Raw genomic sequence first — 18,103 nt, forward strand, 5'->3', positions numbered from 1 at the left:
GTCACGAGACGCCCGCGGCAGCCGACACGGCGCTGATGCGCCCAGCATGGTTAATGCCGCGTTTACATTAACCGCGCATCAAGAAATACGGCCAAGCTGCCGATCATGGGCGGCGGGACGCTTGCATCCCAGCCTCGGGCGCCCCAACTGCCGCGGTCATGGACGCCACGCTCACCCTGATCCTGCTGATCGCCTCCTTGGCGGTCGTCGTCTTCGCCGGGTGGCGCGGCGCGCGACCGATAGACCTCACGCGCGGCCCGCGCATGATGCCGTGGCGGTTCATCATGTTGCTGGCCGCCGCCTTGGCCTTCTACCTGCTGATCCACCTGATGGCCGAGCTGAGCGGACGCCCCCTGCCGGCGGCGCCGGCTTTCTAGCGGGAACGCTCTGGCCTGCGGGCGGTTTTCCTGTCTCCCCATGGACAACAGGAGACCCGCGTGACCGACAAGGAACTGACGCCGGCACAGGCCGAAGAGGCTTTCTGGAAAAGCTTGAAATCCAGCAACACCGGCATGCTGGGGCTGGACCGGCCCGGCTATCACAGCCAGCCGATGACCGCCTTCCGCGAAGCTGAAACTGGGACCATCTGGTTCTTCACCCGCGACGACACGGACCTGGCGCGGGATGCGGCGACGCCGGGGCAAACGGCCATGTTCAGCTATGGCTCGAAGGACCAGAAGGTCTGGGCCTGCATCCACGGCGCCCTTTCGGTGCATGGGCGCGACCGGGAGGTCATCGAGCGCTACTGGAACCCGGTGCTCGCGGCCTGGTATCCTGAGGGGAAGGACGATCCGCGACTGACGCTTCTGCGCTTCGACGCCGGCGACGGCCGCGTCTGGGTCAGCGACGGCGGCCTGATGAAGTTCGCCTTCGAAATCGCAAAGGCGAACCTGACCAAGACCCCGCCCGACGCCGGCGATGTGGCCGACGTCAACCTGAGCTAGCGCCCTCGCCCGCCCTCAAGCGGCGCGAAGCGCGTCAGGGCTTTCTAAAAAGCTCCGAAACACCAGGCCAGGACCGCCTTCTGCGCATGGAGGCGGTTCTCGGCTTCGTCCCAGATCAGCGACTGCGGGCCGTCGATGACGGCGTCCGTGACCTCTTCGCCCCGGTGCGCCGGCAGGCAGTGCAGGAAGACGGCGTCATCGGCGGCTTCGGCCATCAGGGCCGCGTCGACGCTGTAGGGCTCGAAGGCCGCCAGCCGGGCCTCATAGTCCTGGTCGCCCATCGACACCCAGGTGTCGGTGACGACGACGTCGGCGCCCTTGACCGCCTCGCGCGGGTCGCTGGTCAGGGTGACGTGAGCGCCGCCCTTTTCCAGATCGCGCAGGTCCGGGTGGTATTCCGCCGGGCAGGCGACGTTCAGGTGGAAGCCGAACTTGGGCGCGGCGTGCATGAAGCTGTGGCAGACGTTGTTGCCGTCGCCGATCCAGGCGATCGTCTTGCCCTCGATCGAGCCGCGATGCTCTTCGATCGTCATCAGGTCGGCCAGGATCTGGCACGGGTGGCTGCGGTCGGTCAGGCCGTTGACCACCGGCACCGTCGAGACGCGGGCGAAGCGCTCGACGTCCTCATGATCATTGGCGCGGATCATCACGGCGTCGACCATGCGCGACAGGACGCGGGCGGTGTCCTCGACCGGCTCGCCCCGGCCCAGCTGCATGTCCGACGCGGTGGCGATGATGGACGCGCCGCCCAGCTGGCGGATGGCCGCGTCGAAGCTGAAACGGGTGCGCGTCGAGTTCTTCTCGAAGATCATGGCCAGGACGCGGTCCTTGCCGGGCGCGTCGGCGTCAGGCCGCCCCTGGGGCCAGCCCTTGCGGGCGCGTTTGCGGGCGTGGGCGTCGTCCAGGATGGCGCGCAGGGTCGCCGCGTCCAGACGGTGAATGTCGAGGAAGTGACGAACCATGACCAAGCCTTCTCCCTCCCCTTCATGGGGAGGGTGGTCCCGCAGGGGCCGGGTGGGGGCGGCCCTGCGGAAATCTGGAGGTAAAATAAAGCGTCCCCACCCGGCCTCGCCTCTCGGCTCAGCCGCCCTCCCCATGAAGGAGAGGAAAAAGCGTTTAGCCCGCGACCTTGGTGCGGGCGAACTCGCAGGCCTTCTCGAACTTCTCGACCGCCTCGCGGGCTTCTTCGAGGGTGATGTTTAGCGGCGGCAGGACGCGCACCAGATTGTCGCCGCCGCCGGCGACCAGCAGCTTCGCCTCATCACGCGCCCAGCCCATGAACTCGCGGTTGTTCGGGACCAGCTTGACGCCCAGCAGCAGACCCTTGCCGCGCACCTCGACGATCACGTCGGGGAAGCGTTCGGCCAGACCATGAAGCTGCTGCTTCAGATAGCCGGCGACCTCGTTGACGTTGTTCAGGATGGCGTCCGACGACACCTCGTCAAAAGCCGCCTTGCCGACCGCCATCGCCAGCGGGTTGCCGCCGAAGGTCGAGCCGTGGGCGCCGACCGTCATGCCCTTGGCCGCTTCAGCCGTCGCCAGGCAGGCGCCGATGGGGAAGCCGCCGCCCAGGGCCTTGGCGATGGCCATGATGTCCGGCGCCATGCCGGCCCATTCGTGGGCCCACAGCTTGCCGGTCCGGCCCATGCCGCACTGGACCTCGTCGAAGATGATCAGGACGCCATGCGCGTCGCACAGTTCGCGCAGGCCGCGCAGGCACTGTTCCGGCATGGCGCGGCAGCCGCCCTCGCCCTGCACCGGCTCGACGATGATGGCGGCGGTGGTCGGGCTGGCGATGGCGGCCTTGATGGCGTCGTGGTCGCCCCACTTCAGCTGATGGAAGCCTTCCATCTTGGGCCCGAAGCCCTCGGTGTAGCTGGGGTTGGCGGCGGCGTTGATCGCGCCGTAGGTGCGGCCGTGGAAGGAGCCGTCGAAGCCGTAGATGTCGATCCGCTCAGGCTGGCCGTTGGCGACGTGGAACTTGCGCGCCGTCTTCAGCGCGCATTCGACCGCTTCGGTGCCCGAGTTGGTGAAGAAGACCACGTCGGCGAAGGACTTGGCGCACAGGTCGTCGGCCAGGGCGTCCTGGCCCGGAATCTTGAAGATGTTGGAGACGTGCCACAGCTTGTCGGCCTGGGCTTTCAGCGCGGCGACCAGCTTGGGGTTGGCGTGACCCAGCGCATTGGTCGAAATGCCCGAAACGCAGTCCAGGTACTCGGTCCCGTCAGCGGACCACAGGCGGACGCCCTGGCCGCGCTCCACTTCCAGCGGCGCGCGATTGTAGACACCCATCAGATGACCGGACACTTGGCAAACTCCATAAAGTGAGACGGCCCCGGCGCGTCAGCGACGGGACCGCTTTTGGAAAAGGGCGAGGAACTTGTCGGGCGCTATTTCCGCATAGTCAACACCGCCCGCGATGCGAATTCAGCGCAGCTGCGCATCCAGTTTGCGGATCAGGGCGGCGTAGGTCCGGCCGGCCAGATCGATCGCCTCGCCCTCGACCGCCTCGATGGCGTCGTCCTTGGAGTGGATCAGCCGGAAAACCTGCGGGACGAAGCCTTCGGCCAGGCCGTTCGTCTTTCCGCCGTTGAAGGCCAGCCACATCTGGTGGGCGCCGACCTCGTCCTGGAAACCCAGCGAGACCACCGGCGCGCCCGCCGCCGAGAAGGCCCGGTCGTCCGACGGCGGATAGATGGGGAAGCCGACGCACTGCAGGGCCTGTTCGGCGCACAGCTCCTGCACCGCGCGAGTGACGAAGGCCGACTGCGGCCCGTTGTTCTGGCCGTACATCATCGTGTCGCCATAGGCGGCGACATCGGAGTTCACCACGGCGGCGACGTTGGCCAGACCGTGCGCCTCGATCCACTTCCGTGCGCCGATCAGGCCCAACTCTTCCTGGTCGAAGAAGATGATGCGGATGCGGTGGGACAGCGGCGCCTCGCGCAGGATCTTGGCCGCCTCGATCACAGCGACGACCGAGCCGGCGTTGTCGACCAGACCATCCGCCATCGTCCCGTCCCGCAGCTTCACCGCGTCATAGTGAGCGGTCAGCAGGATTTCCTTCGCGCCCTCGCCCAGGGTGACGACGACGTTGGAGCCCTGCATCGGCTCGCCCCGCCCGCCGCCGTCGAAGGTCTCGACGGTGGGCGCGAAGCCCTCGGCCCGAAGCTGGCGCAACAGCACTTGCAGTCGTTCGGCGTTGGACGGCTGGGCGTAGGCGCCGACCTGTTCACGCAGATCGGCGGCGCGGTTCTGGGCGAGCGACGGCGCCGCAGTCAGGCAGACGGCAGCCAGAACGGCGCCGCTGACTGCGGCTTTCAGGCGAAGATGAAACGACATGGCGAGGCCCCATTCGCGAAGCCCCTCGCCTCGCGCTCGACGCCCTGATTAAGCCGTCAGCTCTTCAGCCGCCAGCCCGAACGGAACACCAGCCAGCAGGCCGCGCCCATGATGACGGTGAGCACGGCGCTCATGACCACGCCAACCACCAGGCTTCCTTCCGCGTGGCCGATGAATCCAGCCCGGAAGCCGTCGATCAGGTAGAAGAAGGGATTGAACTTGCTGATGCTGGCGAAGGGCTCGGGCAGGCTGTCGATCAGATAGAAGGTGCCCGACAGGAAGGTCATCGGCATGACCACGAAGTTCTGCACCGCCGACAGATGGTCGAACTTCTCGGACCACAGGCCCGCCAGCACCCCCATCATGCCCATCAGCAGCGAAGCGATCAGGCCGAACCAGACGATCAGGGCGATGTTGGCCAGGCCCAGCTTCGCAAACGGCATGACGCAGATGGCCGTCACCAGGCCGACCGCCACGCCGCGCGTCGCCGCGCCCAGGGTGAAGCCGATGGTCAGTTCCAGCGGGCTGAGCGGCGGGGTCAGGAAGTCGGTCGCCGTGCCCATGATCTTGGCCTGGATCAGGCTGGACGAGGCGTTGGCGAAGGCGTTCTGAAGGATGGCCATCATGATCAGGCCCGGCGCCACGAACTCGGCGAAGGGCGTGCCGTGCAGCGGCGGCCGGGCGCCCTTCAGCGCCACCACGAAGACCATCATGTAAAGCAGGGTCGTCACCACCGGCGCCGCTACGGTCTGAGCTCCCACCTTCCAGAAGCGGCGGACCTCTTTGAGATACAGTGTGCGCAAGCCCACCCAGTTGATCCCGTCGTAGCGGCGGGGCTGAGGCAGGCCGCCAGCAGCAGCGGAAGAGGCGTCGGAACCGGCGGTCAGGTGCGTCATGCGGCCTCAGATGCGACAGGCGAGGCCGTTTCGCAAGGCGCCCGCCCTGTGGATGAAGGCCAAGAAACTGATTCAAATCGGGACATTAACCATACTACATATAGTTTCTGTGGACAGGTGAATTCCCACATATTGCGTCTTTTAAGAGGTGATTTACGATTAGAGGCGTGATGAGGGGCCGAAATTCGGACTCCGACACAAGATATTGAATCTGACGTCTCCGCAGGAGGACGACATGAACCCAGGTTGGACCGAAGACCGCGTCGGCGCGCTCAAGAAGCTGTGGCTGGAAGGCCAGTCAGCGAGCCAGATCGCCAAGGCCTTGGGCGGCGGCGTGACCCGCAACGCCGTGATCGGCAAGGTGCACCGCCTGGGCCTGTCGGGCCGGGCCGCCCCGTCGCAGCCCGCGCGCACCACCTTCCGCCCCGCCCGTCCGCGCGCCGCCGCCCCGGCCGCGCCGGTGCAGGCGCCGTCGGCTCCGCGCCGCCTTGAGGCCGTCGCCCCGCGCCCGATCGTCGCCGCCGCTCCGCAGTCACCGGCCCCGGCCCCCGCGCCGGAATTGCCCGGCACCGCCACCGTGCTGACCCTGGGCGCCCATATGTGCAAATGGCCGATCGGCGACCCGTCGACCAGCGACTTCAGCTTCTGCGGCCGCCGCGCTTCGGAAGGCGTCTACTGCGTCGAGCACGCCCGCGTCGCCTACCAGCCCCAGGTCCGCAAGAGCGCCAGCAAGGACGCCTCCTCAGACCTGGCCCGCAGCCTGCGTAGGTATATTTAAGTTCGCTATCGCTCGCGACGCGGTCGCTCGCTGCTTGAGCTTTTAGGCCTGCTACCGCTCACCGCGCGGCGGTTCGCTACTTGAGCAGCCGCCGCGTCGGCGCCGTTCGGCCCCACGGCCGAGACGAACGCCCCCTAGTGGGGCCGCCGTCCGCCCCGCCGGTTTCCTGCGGGTTCCGGGGCGGGACTGCGGTTCTCCGGGTTGACGCAGTCCCATCCCCCTCGCCTCTGGCGAGGGGTTTTTGTTTGGCCTTGCCGCGCTCCGCTCAGCCCCTCCCTCTTCTCCGTCATCCTCGGGCTTGACCCGAGGATCGAGCGGCGGGCGCGCTCCGCCCCGCCTATGTCGCGCAGGCGGGCCGTCCGATCCTCGGGTCAAGCTCGAGGATGACGGCGTGTGGGAAGGAAGAGCAGAACGGCAGCGATGCGACGCCCGCTCCCCCGTTAGTTCAGCACCCTTCGCGCATCGGGCACGTCCAGACTGAAGGCGGGAATGGCGGCTTCGAACATCCGCCCCTCTGCGTCCTGCATGAAATAGGCGCCGACCATCGAGCCCGAGGGCGTCGTCAGCGGACAACCCGAGGCATAGGCGTAGCTGTCCCCCGGCTCGATCACCGGCTGTTCCCCGACCACGCCGGGGCCGCGCACCTCCTCGACCCGGCCAAGCGCATCGGTGATGGTCCAGCGGCGAGCCACAAGCTGCACCGGGCCGCCGCTCAGATTGACGATCTCGACCTGATAGGCCCAGACCCAGCGTCCCTCGGCCGGGTCCGACTGGCCCGCCAGATAGGAGGGGCGGACGCGAACGACGACGCCTTCGGTCTCGGCGGAGTAGGCAGGAGCGGAGTGCATGCGCTATATGCAGCCCGCCGTGCGCGGGGTTCAAGCGTCTGTCGTCGCCGACAAGCTACACAGACGGGAAAATCCGTGTGAGAACAGGACGGCATGACCAGCTTTCAGATTCCCGACCAGCCCGGCATACTTCCCTTCCAGGGTATTGAGACCCTGATCGCGATCGGCGCCATCGCCTCCGACACCCCCTTCGACGTCGATCAGGTCCAGCCCGCCAGCCTGGACCTGCGGCTGTCGGATCAGGCCTGGCGCGTGCGCGCCTCCTTCCTGCCCGGCCAGCGCAAGGTCGAGGAACGCATCGCCGACGTCGCCATGCACGCCATCGACCTGCCCGACAGCGGCTATGTGATGGAGAAGGGCTGCGTCTACATCGCCCGCCTGCAGGAGCGTCTGCACCTGCCCAAGGGCCTGAACGCCCGCGCCAATCCGAAGAGCTCGACCGGCCGCGTCGACGTCTTCGTGCGCCTGCTGACCGATCAGGGCGGCAGCTTCGACGACGTGGAAGAGGGTTACGACGGCCCGCTGTATCTCGAGATCGCGCCTCAGACCTTCTCCATCCTGGTCAAGCCGGGCACGCGTCTGAACCAGTTGCGCCTCAAGGCGGGCGAGCCACCCAAGCTGGAGACCCGCAGCGTCGGCGTCGACCTGCGTGCGGGCGAGCACGGCGTCGTCGGCTATCGCGGCCGCCGCCACGCGGGCGTCATTAACATGGACCACATCGACGGCCATGATCCGCGCGACTTCTGGGAGCCGCTGACCCTGCGTCGCGGCGAACTGCTGCTGGACCCGGGCGAGTTCTACATCCTGGCCTCGTCGGACGACGTGGAGATCCCCGTCGATCAGGCCGCCGAAATGACGCCGATCGACCCCTCGGTCGGCGAGTTCCGCGTCCACTACGCCGGTTTCTTCGACCCCGGCTTCGGCACGGACGAGGCGCACGGCGCGGGCTCCAAGGGCGTGCTGGAGGTCCGCACCCACGACACCCCCTTCCTGCTGGAGCACGGTCAGATCGTCGCCCGACTGGTCTATGAACCGCTGACCGAACGGCCGTCGCGCCTCTACGGCGAGGGCGGCAGCCACTATCAGAGCCAGGGGCTCAAGCTGTCGAAGCACTTCCGCCCCTGGGGGTAATGCACCCTTCTCCCCTTGGGGGAGAAGGTGGGCGCCAAAGGCGCTCGGATGAGGGGTGTGAGCGCCGCGGTCAGCCGATCGCGGCGCTTTTCTTTCATCGACTGAACAGCCGCCGCCGCGTCGACACCCCTCATCCGTCATGCTCCGCATGCCACCTTCTCCCACAGGGGGAGATGGATCACCTTGAGCGCATCAGGTCAGCCGGTTCGCCTTCCTCAGATCCGGAAAGACCTTGGCCCAGACGCCGGTCGCCGCCAGCGCCCCAAAGCCGCCGACCACCGCCGCCCCGATGGGGCCGAGCAGGCGCACCGCCACGCCGGAATAGGCCTCGCCCAGTTCGTTCGACGCGCCGATGAACAGCATGGACACCGAGGACACCCGCCCGCGCATGTGATCGGGCGTAGCCAGTTGGATCAGGGTCTGGCGGATGTTGACGCTGATCATGTCCGCCGCCCCGCCCAAGAACAGCACAGCCCCTGACAGCCAGACGCTCTTGGACAGGCCGAACACCACGGTGCAGACCCCGAACACGGCCACCGCTGCGAACATCCAGCGCCCGCCGTGGCGCACGATAGGGAAGCGGCTGAGATACAGCGCCATGATCAACGCCCCGACCCCGAACGAGGCGCGCAGCAGGCCGAAGCCGATGGCCCCGACATGCAGGATGTCGCGCGCGAAGATCGGCGTCAGCAGCGCCACCCCCGCCAGCAGCACCACGACCAGATCCAACGAAATGGCGCCCAGCACGATCTTGGTCTTCCAAACATAGGCCAGCCCTTCGCGGACCTGCTGCACCGGGCCCAGCTTGGAGGGATCGACCTGCGGCTTGCCCCTGGTGCGGATCAGCAGGAAGCAGGCGATTGCCGCCAGAAACAGGGCCATCGCCGAGGCGTAGGCCAGCGGCACGTTCAGGCCGACGATGACCCCGCCCAGCGCCGGCCCCGCAATGGCGCCGGTCTGGAAAGCGATGGACTGGGCGGCGATGGCGGGCGGCAGGGCCTTGCGCCCCACTACCATCGGCAGGAAGGCCTGGCTGGCCGGCGCCAAAAAGGCGCGCGCCGCGCCGAACACGGCGGCCACCGCTAGCAGCCCCCACAGCGGCGGCGACCCGTGCAGCGCCATCATCAGGAAGGCGCCCGCGCACATCCCCTCGACGATGATCGACAGGGTGACGGTATGCTTGCGGTCGCGCCGATCCGCCATAGCTCCGGCCGGCAGGGTGAAGGCCAGCAGCGGCAGGAACTGGCACAACCCCACCAGGCCCAGATAGAGGCTGGCCTCCTCGATCGGATGATCGCGCCGGGCGATCTCATAGACCTGCCACAGCAGGGCCGACGACTGGATCTGGATGCCCAGCACCGCCACCAGCCGTCCCAGCCACAGCAGGCGGAAGTCGCGAATGCCCCAAGGACTGGACGGCCCGTCGCCGTGCGAGGGCGGGCCTGGCGGCGCCGGAGGTTGAGGAGGAACCGTCGGGGCGGTGTCGATGCTTTCGGTCGTCACGGTCGTGATGCGTCTTCAACCAAGGGGCGCTGTCGCGGCCGTCGGGCCTTCTCGCGGATGCGGGATATGCCTAAAGCATAGAGCCTATGAGCGCCGCATCACATTCCGTCATCGATCCTGTCGAACTGACCCGCGACCTGATCCGCATTCCCTCCGTCACCCCCGCCGACGAAGGGGCCATGGACGTGCTGGAGCGGACGCTGACCGGCCTGGGCTTCGCCTGCCGCCGCATGGTGTTCGAGGGACCGACCGGGGTCGGCCACGACGCCCGCATCGAGAACCTCTACGCCCGGCGCGGCGCGGCGTCGCCCAACCTCTGCTTCGCCGGCCACACCGACGTGGTGCCGACGGGCGACCCGGCCGCCTGGAGCGCCGGCCCCTTCGAGGGCGAGACCCGCGACGGCGTACTCTACGGCCGGGGCGCGGTGGACATGAAGGGCGGCATCGCCGCCTGGGTCGCCGCCGTCTCGCGGGTGCTTGCCGAGGGCGACGTGCCCGGCTCCCTGTCCTTCCTCATCACCGGCGACGAGGAAGGCCCCGCCCTGCACGGCACCAAGCGGGTGGTCGAGACCCTGGCCGCCGAGGGCGAGGTCATCGACGCCTGCGTGGTCGGCGAGCCCTCCTCGGCCCATCACCTGGGCGACATGATCAAGGTCGGGCGGCGCGGCTCGCTCAACACCTGGATCTCCGTCCATGGCAAGCAGGGCCACGTCGCCTATCCCGACCGCGCCGCCAACCCGGCCCCGGTGATGGCCAAGCTGCTGACCCGCCTCGACGCCCACGTCCTGGACGACGGCTACCCCGAATTCCCGCCGTCGAACCTCGAGATCACCACCATCGACGTGGGCAATCCGGCGAGCAACATCATCCCGGCCGAGGCCAAGGCGCGGCTCAACATCCGCTTCAATCCGACCCACACCGGCGACGGTCTGATCGACTGGCTGAACCGCGAGGCGGGCGCCGTCCAGGCCGAGACCGGCCTGCGCATCGAGCTGACCCACATGTGCTCGGGCGAGGCCTTCCTGACCGAGCCGGGCGTCTTCGTCACGGCGGTGCAGGATGCGGTGGAGGCGACGCTGGGCCGCCGCCCCGAGGCCTCGACCACCGGCGGCACCTCGGACGCGCGGTTCATCCGCACCCTGTGCCCGGTGCTGGAGCTGGGCCTGGTCGGCCAGACCATGCACCAGGTGGACGAGCGCGTGCCCGAAGCCGAGCTGCGCGCCCTGACCGACGCCTATCAGGCGGTCATCCGCACGGTGTTCGAACGCCTCTGACCGAGGCGTCCGAACACGGTCACGGCCTTAGTTGCCGCGATAGGTGCTGTAGCCGTAAGGGCTGACCACCACCGGCACGTGATAGTGGACGCTGGGATCGGCCACCTGGAAGACCACGTCGATCTCGGGGAAGAAGGGCGGCGTCGTCGGCTCGCCGTAACGCGACATGTCGAACACCAGGCGATAGGTCGCCGCCTCGGTCTTGATCGCGTCGCCGAACGAGCGGACGCGGCCGTTGTCGTCGGTGCGGCTGGTCGCCAGATCGCGCCACTGGCCGTCGGCCGACTTGATTTGCAGGGTAACCGGGACGTCACGGCCGCCGACGCCGCGCGCCAGATCCAGCACGTGGGTCGAGATGGTCTCGGCGGCGGCGGGGAAGGCGCAGGCGGACAAGGCGGCGGCCGCCACGGCGAGGGTGCGAAGGTTCATCGAACGATCTCCTGAAAGTGAAATGCAGTAGCGCGGCCTTATTCGCGCGAAAGACGGCGACGGATGGGTCGCGCACCACATTTCGTCAGTCTGTGAAGATCAGGCTTCGCCCGCCGCCTCCAGCCGGGCGATGCGCCGGTCCATGTCGGCGACCTGATCCTTCAGGCGCTGCGCCTCGGACGCCATGTCGACCGGCGTGCCGTCCTCATAGGTCAGTTGCGCCCCCTTCTCGATCAGGTCGAGACGGTACAGGGCGGTGACCCGGGTCGCTCTGAACCGCTCCAGCTCGCTCTCATTCGAGATGACGCGCGCCATATCAGCGCGCCGCCACGACGATGACCTCGACCCGATAGGCGGGCGTGGCCAGTTTCGCCTCGCAAGTGGCGCGCGCGGGCGGATTGATCGGGTCGACCCAGGCGTCCCACACGCTGTTCATGGCCGCGAAATCGGCGATGTCGGCCAGCCAGACCTGGGCCGAGAGGATCTTCGACTTGTTGCTCCCGCATTCAGCCAGAAGAGCGTCGACCTCCGCCAGGGCGGTGCGCGTCTGAGCGACGACGTCCTGCCCCGGTTCTCCGACCTGACCGGCCAGATAGATGGTGTCGCCGTGGATCACGGCTTGGCTCATGCGACGTTCGGGCTGGATGCGGGTGATCATGACGGCTCCTTGCTTCGCCTTCGGCCTTAACGCGACGGCGCCGGCGCTCCAAGGGCAAACGCCGCTTCGACTGGAAGCTCAGGGCCGCGCCGTCTTCCTAAACGGCAAAACCCATGTCACAGGGAGCGCATGGAAACGATCCGCATCGAACACCGCATCGGCGTGCGCGCGACGGCCGAACGCCTCTGGGACGTGCTGACGGACTTCGGCGGCTGGGAGCGCTGGAATCCGCATGAGGTCAAGGTTCAGGGCGCCCTTGGCTATGGCGCGCCGATCAGCCTGACCGAACGTCTGCCGGATCTGGGCGAGCGCCAGGTGCAGGCGCATCTGGGCGAGTGGGAGCCCAACGCCCAGCTGGTCTGGGTCGAGCGTCGCGGCTTTCTGTTCCGCACCCTGCGCTACTATGAAATCGAGGAGCTGGATCGCGGCGCCTGCATCGTCTCGCACGGCATGGTCTTCACCGGGCTGCGGGCCGAACTGTTCCACGACAAGCATCGCGCCCGCATCCGTCCGGCCTATGAGGCCATCAGCGAGAAGCTGAAACAGATCGCCGAACAGGGCTGACGTCGCCTCCCGGCAGAGCCGTCAGCCGCCCTTGATCGTATCGGTGATGTTGATGATCGCCGGCCCCAGGATGACGACGAACAGCACCGGCAGGAAGAACAGGATCATCGGCACGGTCAGCTTGGCCGGAAGCGCCGCCGCCTTCTTCTCGGCGGCGGCTAGGCGCAGGTCGCGGTTTTCCTTGGCCATCACCCGCAGGGCGCTGCCCAGAGGCGTGCCGTAGGTCTCGGCCTGGGTCATGGCTGTCGCCACCGCGCGGATGCCCGGATGCTGCGTCCGCTTGGCCATGCCCTCATAGGCCAGGCGCCGCTCGGGCAGATAGCTCAGCTCCGCCGACAGCAGGGACAGCTCCTCGGCCAGTTCGATCGACTGGCCGCCGACTTCCTGACTGACCTTCTGAATCGCCGCCTCGATGGACATGCCCGACTCGACGCAAATCAGCAGCAGGTCCAGCGAGTCGGGGAAGGCCGCGACGATCGACTGACGCCGCTTGTCGATCATGTTCTTCAGATAGATGTTCGGCGCATAGAAGCCGACGCCCGCCGCCAGAATCACGAAGGAAAACAGGGTGAAGCCCGGCAGGTCCGGTTTGATCACCACGAACAGGTAGAAGGCCGTCAACGCCATCAGGATGAACGGCAGGGCGAAGCGGAAGAAGTAGAAGGTGTTCAGCGGCCTTGGCCCGCGAAAGCCGGCCTGGGTCATGTTTTCGGCAACCTTAGGGTCTTCCAGCAGCTTGACCAGATTCAGCCGCGCCACCACCCGGCTGCGGAAACTGTCGTCGGTGCGACGCAGCCCGCCGCCCGTCTCGCCCCCGCCGCCGCGCAGGGCCTGACGCGAACGACGGCGCAGTTCCTCGCGGCGTTCGGCCACCGCCTTCATTCGCTTGTCCAGCCGCGGCCCCCCGCCGACGAAGGACGACAGCAGCGTCAGGACGCTGGCGAAAACGGCCACGCCCACGCCGATGCTCAGCAGGTTCTGCGGATCGGTGATGAAGCGCATGAAGGCGTTCACGGTCCTGGCCCCTTCCTCAGAACTTGAAGTTGATCATGCGCTTCATCACGAAGACGCCGGTGGCCATCCACAACACTGCGCCCAGCAGCATCACATGGCCGCGCACGTCGGTGAACAGCAGCATCATGTAGCTGGGGCTGGTCAGGGTCACCATGATCATCACCACCGGCGGCAGGGAGCCGATGATGGCCGCCGAGGCCACGGCTTCGGACGACATGGCCTTGATCTTCTCGCCCATCATCCGCCGTGCGCGCAGCACCGAGGTCAGGTTGCTCAGTGCTTCCGCCAGGTTGCCGCCGGACTTCTGCTGAATGGCGATGACGATGGCGAAGAACTTCAGCTCCGGCGTCGGCATCCGCATGTACATCTTGTCCAGGGCGTCGGCGAGCGTCAGCCCCACGCCCATCCCCTCGACCAGCAGGCGGAACTCGCCCGCCAGAGGTTCAGGGCTTTCGCGGGCGATGACCTTGAAACAGTCATGGACGGGCAGGCCGGTCTTGATGCCGCGTACCAGCACGTCGACCGCGTCGGGAAAGGCCAGGGAGAACTTCTTCATCCGCGCCTTGGCCTTCATGTTCACGACCCAGCGCGGCAGGCCCAGCCCCATGGCGATCCCGACGCCCAGGACGATGAGGATGTTGCCCCCCAGGACAAAGGCCAGAAGGGCGCCGATCAGCCCCATCACTACGCTGATGACGACAAAGGTCCGCAGCGATAGTTCAAGCCCCGCCTGCTTCAGCTTGGCGCTGGTGGTCATGCGCGCCTTGCGCTCGCGGCGATCGACCTCGCGCAACTGGACCATGATCTGCTTGCGTCGGGCCTCGGGCGTATTGGCTACAGCCGCCCGCTTGGCCGCCGCCACCGACTCGGTGCGGCTGGTCGCCAGAACCTTGGCGCGCTTGACCGCCTGGCCGGAGGAATCGTCGCCGCCGACCAGCACCCAGCCGACGCCGCCGATGGTGATGAAGGCTAGAACCGCCGCAAGCACAGGAAGCAGCATCCGCCCTACTCCGCCGCGTCCAGGGCCTCGGCCAGTTCGCGCTCAAGCCCGTAGTAGCGGGCGCGGTCCCAGAAGCGCGGGCGGGCGATGCCGGTCGAGCGGTGGCGGCCGGTGATCTTGCCGTGCGCGTCCTCGCCGGTGATGTCGTAGACGAACAGGTCCTGAGTGACGATGACGTCGCCTTCCAGCCCCACCACCTCGGTGATGTGGGTGATGCGCCGGCTGCCGTCGCGCAGGCGCGCGGCCTGAACGATGACGTCGATCGAGCCGACGATCATCTCGCGGATGGTCTTGGACGGCAGGCCGTAGCCGCCCATGGTGATCATGGATTCCAGACGGCTGATCGCCTCGCGCGGGCTGTTGGCGTGCAGCGTGCCCATCGACCCGTCGTGGCCGGTGTTCATGGCCTGCAGCAGGTCGAAGGCCTCGGGCCCGCGCACCTCGCCGACGATGATGCGTTCGGGGCGCATCCGCAGGCAGTTCTTGACCAGGTCGCGCATGGTGATCTGGCCCTGGCCCTCCAGGTTCGGCGGGCGGGTCTCCAGACGCACGACGTGCGGCTGCTGCAGCTGCAGTTCGGCGGCGTCCTCGCAGGTGATGACGCGCTCGGTCGGGTCGATGAAGGCCGTCAGGGTGTTCAGCAGGGTGGTCTTGCCCGAGCCCGTGCCCCCCGAAATCACCAGATTGCATCGCGAAGCGCCGATGACGCCCAGGACGCGCGCGCCCTCGGGACTGATGGAGGCGAACTCCACCAGATTGCGCATCGTCAGCTTGTCCTTCTTGAACTTCCGGATCGTCAGCGTCGGCCCGTCGATGGCCAGGGGCGGGGCGATGACGTTGACGCGGCTGCCGTCGGGCAGGCGGGCGTCGCAGATGGGGCTGGCTTCGTCGACGCGGCGACCGACCTGCGACACGATCCGCTGACAGATGTTCATCAGCTGGGTGTTGTCGCGGAAACGAACGTTAGTCAGCTGCACCTTGCCGCCGACCTCGATGAAGACGCGCCCTGCCCCATTGACCATGATGTCGGCGATGTCGTCGCGCGCCAGCAGCGGCTCCAGCGGGCCATACCCCAGCACATCGTTCAGGATGTCCTGGACCAGATGCTCCTGCTCGGCCACCGACATGGAGACGTTCTTGATCGCCACCAGTTCCGAGACGATGTCGCGGATTTCCTCGGACGCCGCCTTCTGATCCAGCTGCGCCAGCTGGGCCAGGTCGATGGTGTTCATCAGGGCGTTGAAGATGGTCGTCTTCGTCGCGTGGTAATAGTCGCTCTGCTCGCGAACGATCTCGGCGACCGCCTGGGCGTTCTTCAACTGAGCCAGACCGGCGGTGGCGCGCGGCCCTGCGCCGCCCGCAGCCGCACGCGGCTGATCCGACTGTCCCAGCGCGTGTTCGAAAGGATCAGGACGCTTGGGCGTCGTCGGCGTCAGCGGGTCCAGCTCCTCAGGCGAGAAGGCGTCGACCGGCTCCAACGTCGGACGGCGGGGCGCAGCCTTCTCAAAGCCAGGGTCAGGCGCGGCCGCCGGACGCGTGACCGTCTGAGCCGCCGCCGGAGCTGTCCGCTTGCCGAACACCTAGGCCCGCTTCCGGCTGAACAGACCGGCGAACAGCGACGAACCGCCCGCCGCAGCCTTGGCCCGCGTCTGCCCCCCCGCAACCGGAAGCTCGCGATGAGACACGATCTGGGCCAGGGTCTCGAACGCCTCAGCTGGTTTGGTCTTGGCCGCCGAGTCGATGATCATCTGGCCATTGTTGGCCGCCGTGCCAAACACCTTAGCGTCGAAGGGGATGATCAGGCTGGGATGCACGCCCAGCGCCGCGCCGAAATCCTTGACCGGGATCTCGGGCCGTCCGGGCAGGCCGACCTGGTTCAGCACCAGACGCGGCGGCGCATCGTTGGGCCGCCCCTGTTTGATCAGGTCGATCATGTTCTTGGCGTTGCGCAGCGAGGCCAGGTCCGGCGTCGCCACCAGGACCACCTCGTCCGCTGAAATCAGCGCCCGCCGCATCCAGCCCGACCACAGGTGCGGCAGGTCCAGCACGACGAAGGGCGCCGTGGCGCGGATCCGGCCGGTGACTTCCTCGAACACGTCGGGGCTGAAGTCCCAGTCGGCGTCCAGTGTGGCGGGCGCCGCCAGCAGGCTCAGCTTGTCGGTGCAGCGCACCGTCATCCGGTCCAGCAGGGTGGCGTCCAGACGCTCCGGTTGCTTCAGGGCGTCGGCGACCCCGCCCAGCGGGTCCTGATTGAAGTCCAGCCCGGCGGTGCCGAACGGCAGGTCATAGTCGACGATGACGGTGTTGACGCCGATCCTCTCGCTCATCGCATAGGCGGTGTTGTGCGCCACGGCCGAGGCCCCGGCGCCGCCGCGCGCGCCGACGAAGGCGATGGTGCGGCCGACGAAGGGCTGGGCCGGATCGGCGAACAGGCCGCCGATCGCCGCGATCAGCTGCAACGGCTGGATCGGCGCCACCAGATATTCGCTGACGCCGCGCCGCATCAGTTCGCGATACAGCAGGATGTCGTTGGCGGCGCCGATGATGACGACCTTGGTGCCGGAATCGCAGACCTGGGCCAGTTGGTCGATCTCGGCCAGCAGGCTCTGCGGGTCCTTCAGGCTTTCGACGATCACCAGGGGCGGCGTCGGCTCGTGCTGATAGGCCTCGATGGCCGCCTGCACCCCGCCCAGACGGATCTGGGTGGCGGCGCGGGCCATGCGGCGGTCCTGACCGGCGCGCTCGCCGGCGGCCGCCGTATCCTGACGCTCGGCGAAGACATGAACGGCGATGCGCGGAATGGCGACTTCCACCGCCCCGCTCACCGGGCTGAGGGTCGAAGGCGCCGCAACGGCGGGCGGCGCCGCCTCGACGAACGCAGCTTCCGCAGGGGCGGACATCGGCGCGGCGGCGGGCGGGGGCGTCAGCGGCGGACCCGGCCGACCGTCATCAAGATCCAGAAACTCGTCGTCCAGATCAAAGCCGTCCAGGGCGTCGAACCCGCTCGAATGGGTATCGGCCAGCTTGCTCATTGAATGGCCTGTGAGATGCGCATTTGCGACAGCAGGGGTTCGCGCGCCGCCGAGGTCGCGGTTCCCTTGCGATAGGCGTCGAACACCACCGCGCGTCGCCCGGCCTCGGACGGCGTCATGCCGCGCGGCGCCACGATGTCGCGCGGGTCGGCGATCTGGGCGGCCAGGTTGGCGTTGACGGCGCAGCCGAAGTTGGAGGCGGACTGATTGTCGCCGCTGCGGCCCAAATTGCCCCATTGCGTCCCGCACTGAGGCACCACCGCCCGAACGGTCTCGAACCCGACCAGCACCGGCGCGCGCGGATCAGGCGCGACATAGGCGGCGACCTGGATGCGGTCCTCCGGCACCCCCGCCTGTTGCAGGATCGCCCGGACGCCCCAGGCCGCCTCGGCCGCCACCGGGTCGCCGCCGGACGGAGCCTCGATGACCAGGACCGGCGCCCCCTCCATGGCGAAGCGGTTGACCAGATCGCCCAGGGCCGCGCGCTGATTGGCCGATACGCCCGTCTCATGCACCGCCAGGGCGATGCGCTCCAGCCCCGGCTCGACCTGGAGCGAGTAGCGCGACGTGGGCGTCAGCGGCGGCTCGCCGCCCAGGCTCGCCGGGCCGCCGACGCAGGCCGACAGGACCAATCCGCCCGCCGTCAGGGCGATCAGGGCGAGATGTCGCGAGAAGGGTCGGGTCATGGCG

General features: G+C 67.8%; 20 protein-coding genes. 6 read left to right on the forward strand and 14 right to left on the reverse strand.

Translation table 11 applies throughout. The annotated features are described in order from the left end of the window. The first annotated feature begins 158 nt into the window (after positions 1 to 158). Both PIB44_RS14885 and PIB44_RS14890 read left to right on the forward strand, forming a co-directional pair. On the forward strand, positions 159 to 377 hold the full coding sequence (locus tag PIB44_RS14885) for a hypothetical protein (protein WP_025978059.1): 219 nt from the start codon (positions 159 to 161) through the stop codon (positions 375 to 377). Between the two features lie 60 nt (positions 378 to 437). Further along, complete coding sequence (locus PIB44_RS14890; protein ID WP_025978058.1) at positions 438 to 944, forward strand: pyridoxamine 5'-phosphate oxidase family protein; 507 nt, start codon at positions 438 to 440, stop codon at positions 942 to 944. Between the two features lie 44 nt (positions 945 to 988). On the opposite strand, the gene argF is transcribed toward PIB44_RS14890, so the two are convergent. The 4 genes from argF to PIB44_RS14910 form a co-directional block, all read right to left on the reverse strand. Further along, entirely contained in the window at positions 989 to 1,906 is a 918-nt protein-coding gene (argF, locus tag PIB44_RS14895) for an ornithine carbamoyltransferase (protein ID WP_376787721.1), read from the reverse strand. Positions 1,907 to 2,060: 154 nt separating this feature from the next. Next, the gene (locus PIB44_RS14900) at positions 2,061 to 3,236 is read right to left on the reverse strand and encodes an aspartate aminotransferase family protein (protein ID WP_278071008.1); all 1,176 of its coding nucleotides are present in this window, start codon (positions 3,234 to 3,236) and stop codon (positions 2,061 to 2,063) included. Between the two features lie 135 nt (positions 3,237 to 3,371). Continuing rightward, the gene (locus PIB44_RS14905) at positions 3,372 to 4,286 is read right to left on the reverse strand and encodes a M20/M25/M40 family metallo-hydrolase (protein WP_278069966.1); all 915 of its coding nucleotides are present in this window, start codon (positions 4,284 to 4,286) and stop codon (positions 3,372 to 3,374) included. 56 nt (positions 4,287 to 4,342) lie between these two features. Next, positions 4,343 to 5,182 carry an ABC transporter permease gene (locus PIB44_RS14910; RefSeq protein ID WP_278069967.1) on the reverse strand — a complete coding sequence of 280 codons (840 nt, stop codon included), beginning with the start codon at positions 5,180 to 5,182 and terminating at the stop codon, positions 4,343 to 4,345. A 235-nt stretch (positions 5,183 to 5,417) separates the two neighbouring features. On the opposite strand from PIB44_RS14910, the gene gcrA reads away from it, so the two are divergent. Next, a complete protein-coding gene (gcrA, locus tag PIB44_RS14915; RefSeq protein WP_025978053.1) occupies positions 5,418 to 5,960 on the forward strand; it encodes a cell cycle sigma 70 cofactor GcrA in 543 nt (180 codons plus the stop codon). Positions 5,961 to 6,400: 440 nt separating this feature from the next. Here gcrA and apaG read toward each other — a convergent pair whose 3' ends face one another. Further along, positions 6,401 to 6,808 (reverse strand): Co2+/Mg2+ efflux facilitator ApaG/CorD, encoded by a 408-nt coding sequence (gene apaG, locus PIB44_RS14920; protein ID WP_025978052.1) that lies wholly within the window; start codon positions 6,806 to 6,808, stop codon positions 6,401 to 6,403. Positions 6,809 to 6,901: 93 nt separating this feature from the next. On the opposite strand from apaG, the gene PIB44_RS14925 reads away from it, so the two are divergent. Beyond that, the gene (locus tag PIB44_RS14925; RefSeq protein ID WP_278069968.1) at positions 6,902 to 7,939 is read left to right on the forward strand and encodes a 2'-deoxycytidine 5'-triphosphate deaminase; all 1,038 of its coding nucleotides are present in this window, start codon (positions 6,902 to 6,904) and stop codon (positions 7,937 to 7,939) included. Positions 7,940 to 8,131: 192 nt separating this feature from the next. On the opposite strand, the gene PIB44_RS14930 is transcribed toward PIB44_RS14925, so the two are convergent. Continuing rightward, positions 8,132 to 9,340 (reverse strand): MFS transporter, encoded by a 1,209-nt coding sequence (locus PIB44_RS14930; protein WP_446680385.1) that lies wholly within the window; start codon positions 9,338 to 9,340, stop codon positions 8,132 to 8,134. A 188-nt stretch (positions 9,341 to 9,528) separates the two neighbouring features. Between PIB44_RS14930 and dapE the strand changes: the two genes are divergently transcribed. Continuing rightward, the gene (gene dapE, locus PIB44_RS14935; protein WP_278069970.1) at positions 9,529 to 10,716 is read left to right on the forward strand and encodes a succinyl-diaminopimelate desuccinylase; all 1,188 of its coding nucleotides are present in this window, start codon (positions 9,529 to 9,531) and stop codon (positions 10,714 to 10,716) included. A 27-nt stretch (positions 10,717 to 10,743) separates the two neighbouring features. Here the strand turns inward: dapE and uraH are convergent, their stop codons facing one another. The 3 genes from uraH to PIB44_RS14950 all read right to left on the reverse strand — a co-directional run bounded on the left by uraH (position 10,744) and on the right by PIB44_RS14950 (position 11,803). After that, positions 10,744 to 11,145, reverse strand: coding sequence for a hydroxyisourate hydrolase (uraH, locus tag PIB44_RS14940; protein WP_278069971.1), 402 nt, complete (start codon positions 11,143 to 11,145; stop codon positions 10,744 to 10,746). Positions 11,146 to 11,244: 99 nt separating this feature from the next. Next, positions 11,245 to 11,460, reverse strand: coding sequence for a hypothetical protein (locus tag PIB44_RS14945; protein WP_025978047.1), 216 nt, complete (start codon positions 11,458 to 11,460; stop codon positions 11,245 to 11,247). 1 nt (position 11,461) lies between these two features. Continuing rightward, entirely contained in the window at positions 11,462 to 11,803 is a 342-nt protein-coding gene (locus PIB44_RS14950) for a RidA family protein (protein ID WP_025978046.1), read from the reverse strand. 129 nt (positions 11,804 to 11,932) lie between these two features. On the opposite strand from PIB44_RS14950, the gene PIB44_RS14955 reads away from it, so the two are divergent. Beyond that, entirely contained in the window at positions 11,933 to 12,367 is a 435-nt protein-coding gene (locus tag PIB44_RS14955) for an SRPBCC domain-containing protein (RefSeq protein WP_025978045.1), read from the forward strand. A 21-nt stretch (positions 12,368 to 12,388) separates the two neighbouring features. Here the strand turns inward: PIB44_RS14955 and PIB44_RS14960 are convergent, their stop codons facing one another. Genes PIB44_RS14960 through PIB44_RS14980 form a run of 5 tightly spaced genes read right to left on the reverse strand, consistent with a single transcriptional unit; the run spans position 12,389 to position 18,099 of the window. Continuing rightward, positions 12,389 to 13,381 carry a type II secretion system F family protein gene (locus PIB44_RS14960; protein ID WP_025978044.1) on the reverse strand — a complete coding sequence of 331 codons (993 nt, stop codon included), beginning with the start codon at positions 13,379 to 13,381 and terminating at the stop codon, positions 12,389 to 12,391. Between the two features lie 16 nt (positions 13,382 to 13,397). Continuing rightward, positions 13,398 to 14,381, reverse strand: a complete 984-nt coding sequence (locus PIB44_RS14965; protein WP_278069972.1) for a type II secretion system F family protein — start codon at positions 14,379 to 14,381, stop codon at positions 13,398 to 13,400. A gap of 5 nt (positions 14,382 to 14,386) precedes the next feature. Continuing rightward, a complete protein-coding gene (locus tag PIB44_RS14970) occupies positions 14,387 to 15,961 on the reverse strand; it encodes a TadA family conjugal transfer-associated ATPase (RefSeq protein WP_278069973.1) in 1,575 nt (524 codons plus the stop codon). Further along, positions 15,962 to 17,413, reverse strand: a complete 1,452-nt coding sequence (locus PIB44_RS14975; RefSeq protein ID WP_278069974.1) for a CpaE/TadZ family protein — start codon at positions 17,411 to 17,413, stop codon at positions 15,962 to 15,964. Then, the gene (locus PIB44_RS14980) at positions 17,410 to 18,099 is read right to left on the reverse strand and encodes a CpaD family pilus assembly protein (RefSeq protein ID WP_278069975.1); all 690 of its coding nucleotides are present in this window, start codon (positions 18,097 to 18,099) and stop codon (positions 17,410 to 17,412) included. Before PIB44_RS14980 ends, PIB44_RS14975 begins: the two co-directional genes overlap by 4 nt. Positions 18,100 to 18,103: the final 4 nt, after the last annotated feature.

Source organism: Brevundimonas sanguinis, assembly GCF_029636725.1.
Classification (GTDB): Bacteria; Pseudomonadota; Alphaproteobacteria; order Caulobacterales; family Caulobacteraceae; genus Brevundimonas; species Brevundimonas sanguinis.

Bases quoted from the DNA above. Each gene is read 5' to 3' on its own strand.
- PIB44_RS14945 (WP_025978047.1), bottom strand. From the start codon at position 11,460: ATGGCGCGCGTCATCTCGAATGAGAGCGAGCTGGAGCGGTTCAGAGCG.
- PIB44_RS14885 (WP_025978059.1), top strand. From the start codon at position 159: ATGGACGCCACGCTCACCCTGATCCTGCTGATCGCCTCCTTGGCGGTC.
- PIB44_RS14980 (WP_278069975.1), bottom strand. From the start codon at position 18,099: ATGACCCGACCCTTCTCGCGACATCTCGCCCTGATCGCCCTGACGGCG.
- PIB44_RS14910 (WP_278069967.1), bottom strand. From the start codon at position 5,182: ATGACGCACCTGACCGCCGGTTCCGACGCCTCTTCCGCTGCTGCTGGC.
- PIB44_RS14965 (WP_278069972.1), bottom strand. From the start codon at position 14,381: ATGCTGCTTCCTGTGCTTGCGGCGGTTCTAGCCTTCATCACCATCGGC.
- gcrA (WP_025978053.1), top strand. From the start codon at position 5,418: ATGAACCCAGGTTGGACCGAAGACCGCGTCGGCGCGCTCAAGAAGCTG.
- PIB44_RS14975 (WP_278069974.1), bottom strand. From the start codon at position 17,413: ATGAGCAAGCTGGCCGATACCCATTCGAGCGGGTTCGACGCCCTGGAC.
- PIB44_RS14905 (WP_278069966.1), bottom strand. From the start codon at position 4,286: ATGTCGTTTCATCTTCGCCTGAAAGCCGCAGTCAGCGGCGCCGTTCTG.
- PIB44_RS14950 (WP_025978046.1), bottom strand. From the start codon at position 11,803: ATGATCACCCGCATCCAGCCCGAACGTCGCATGAGCCAAGCCGTGATC.
- dapE (WP_278069970.1), top strand. From the start codon at position 9,529: ATGAGCGCCGCATCACATTCCGTCATCGATCCTGTCGAACTGACCCGC.
- PIB44_RS14925 (WP_278069968.1), top strand. From the start codon at position 6,902: ATGACCAGCTTTCAGATTCCCGACCAGCCCGGCATACTTCCCTTCCAG.
- PIB44_RS14955 (WP_025978045.1), top strand. From the start codon at position 11,933: ATGGAAACGATCCGCATCGAACACCGCATCGGCGTGCGCGCGACGGCC.
- uraH (WP_278069971.1), bottom strand. From the start codon at position 11,145: ATGAACCTTCGCACCCTCGCCGTGGCGGCCGCCGCCTTGTCCGCCTGC.
- apaG (WP_025978052.1), bottom strand. From the start codon at position 6,808: ATGCACTCCGCTCCTGCCTACTCCGCCGAGACCGAAGGCGTCGTCGTT.
- PIB44_RS14900 (WP_278071008.1), bottom strand. From the start codon at position 3,236: ATGGGTGTCTACAATCGCGCGCCGCTGGAAGTGGAGCGCGGCCAGGGC.
- argF (WP_376787721.1), bottom strand. From the start codon at position 1,906: ATGGTTCGTCACTTCCTCGACATTCACCGTCTGGACGCGGCGACCCTG.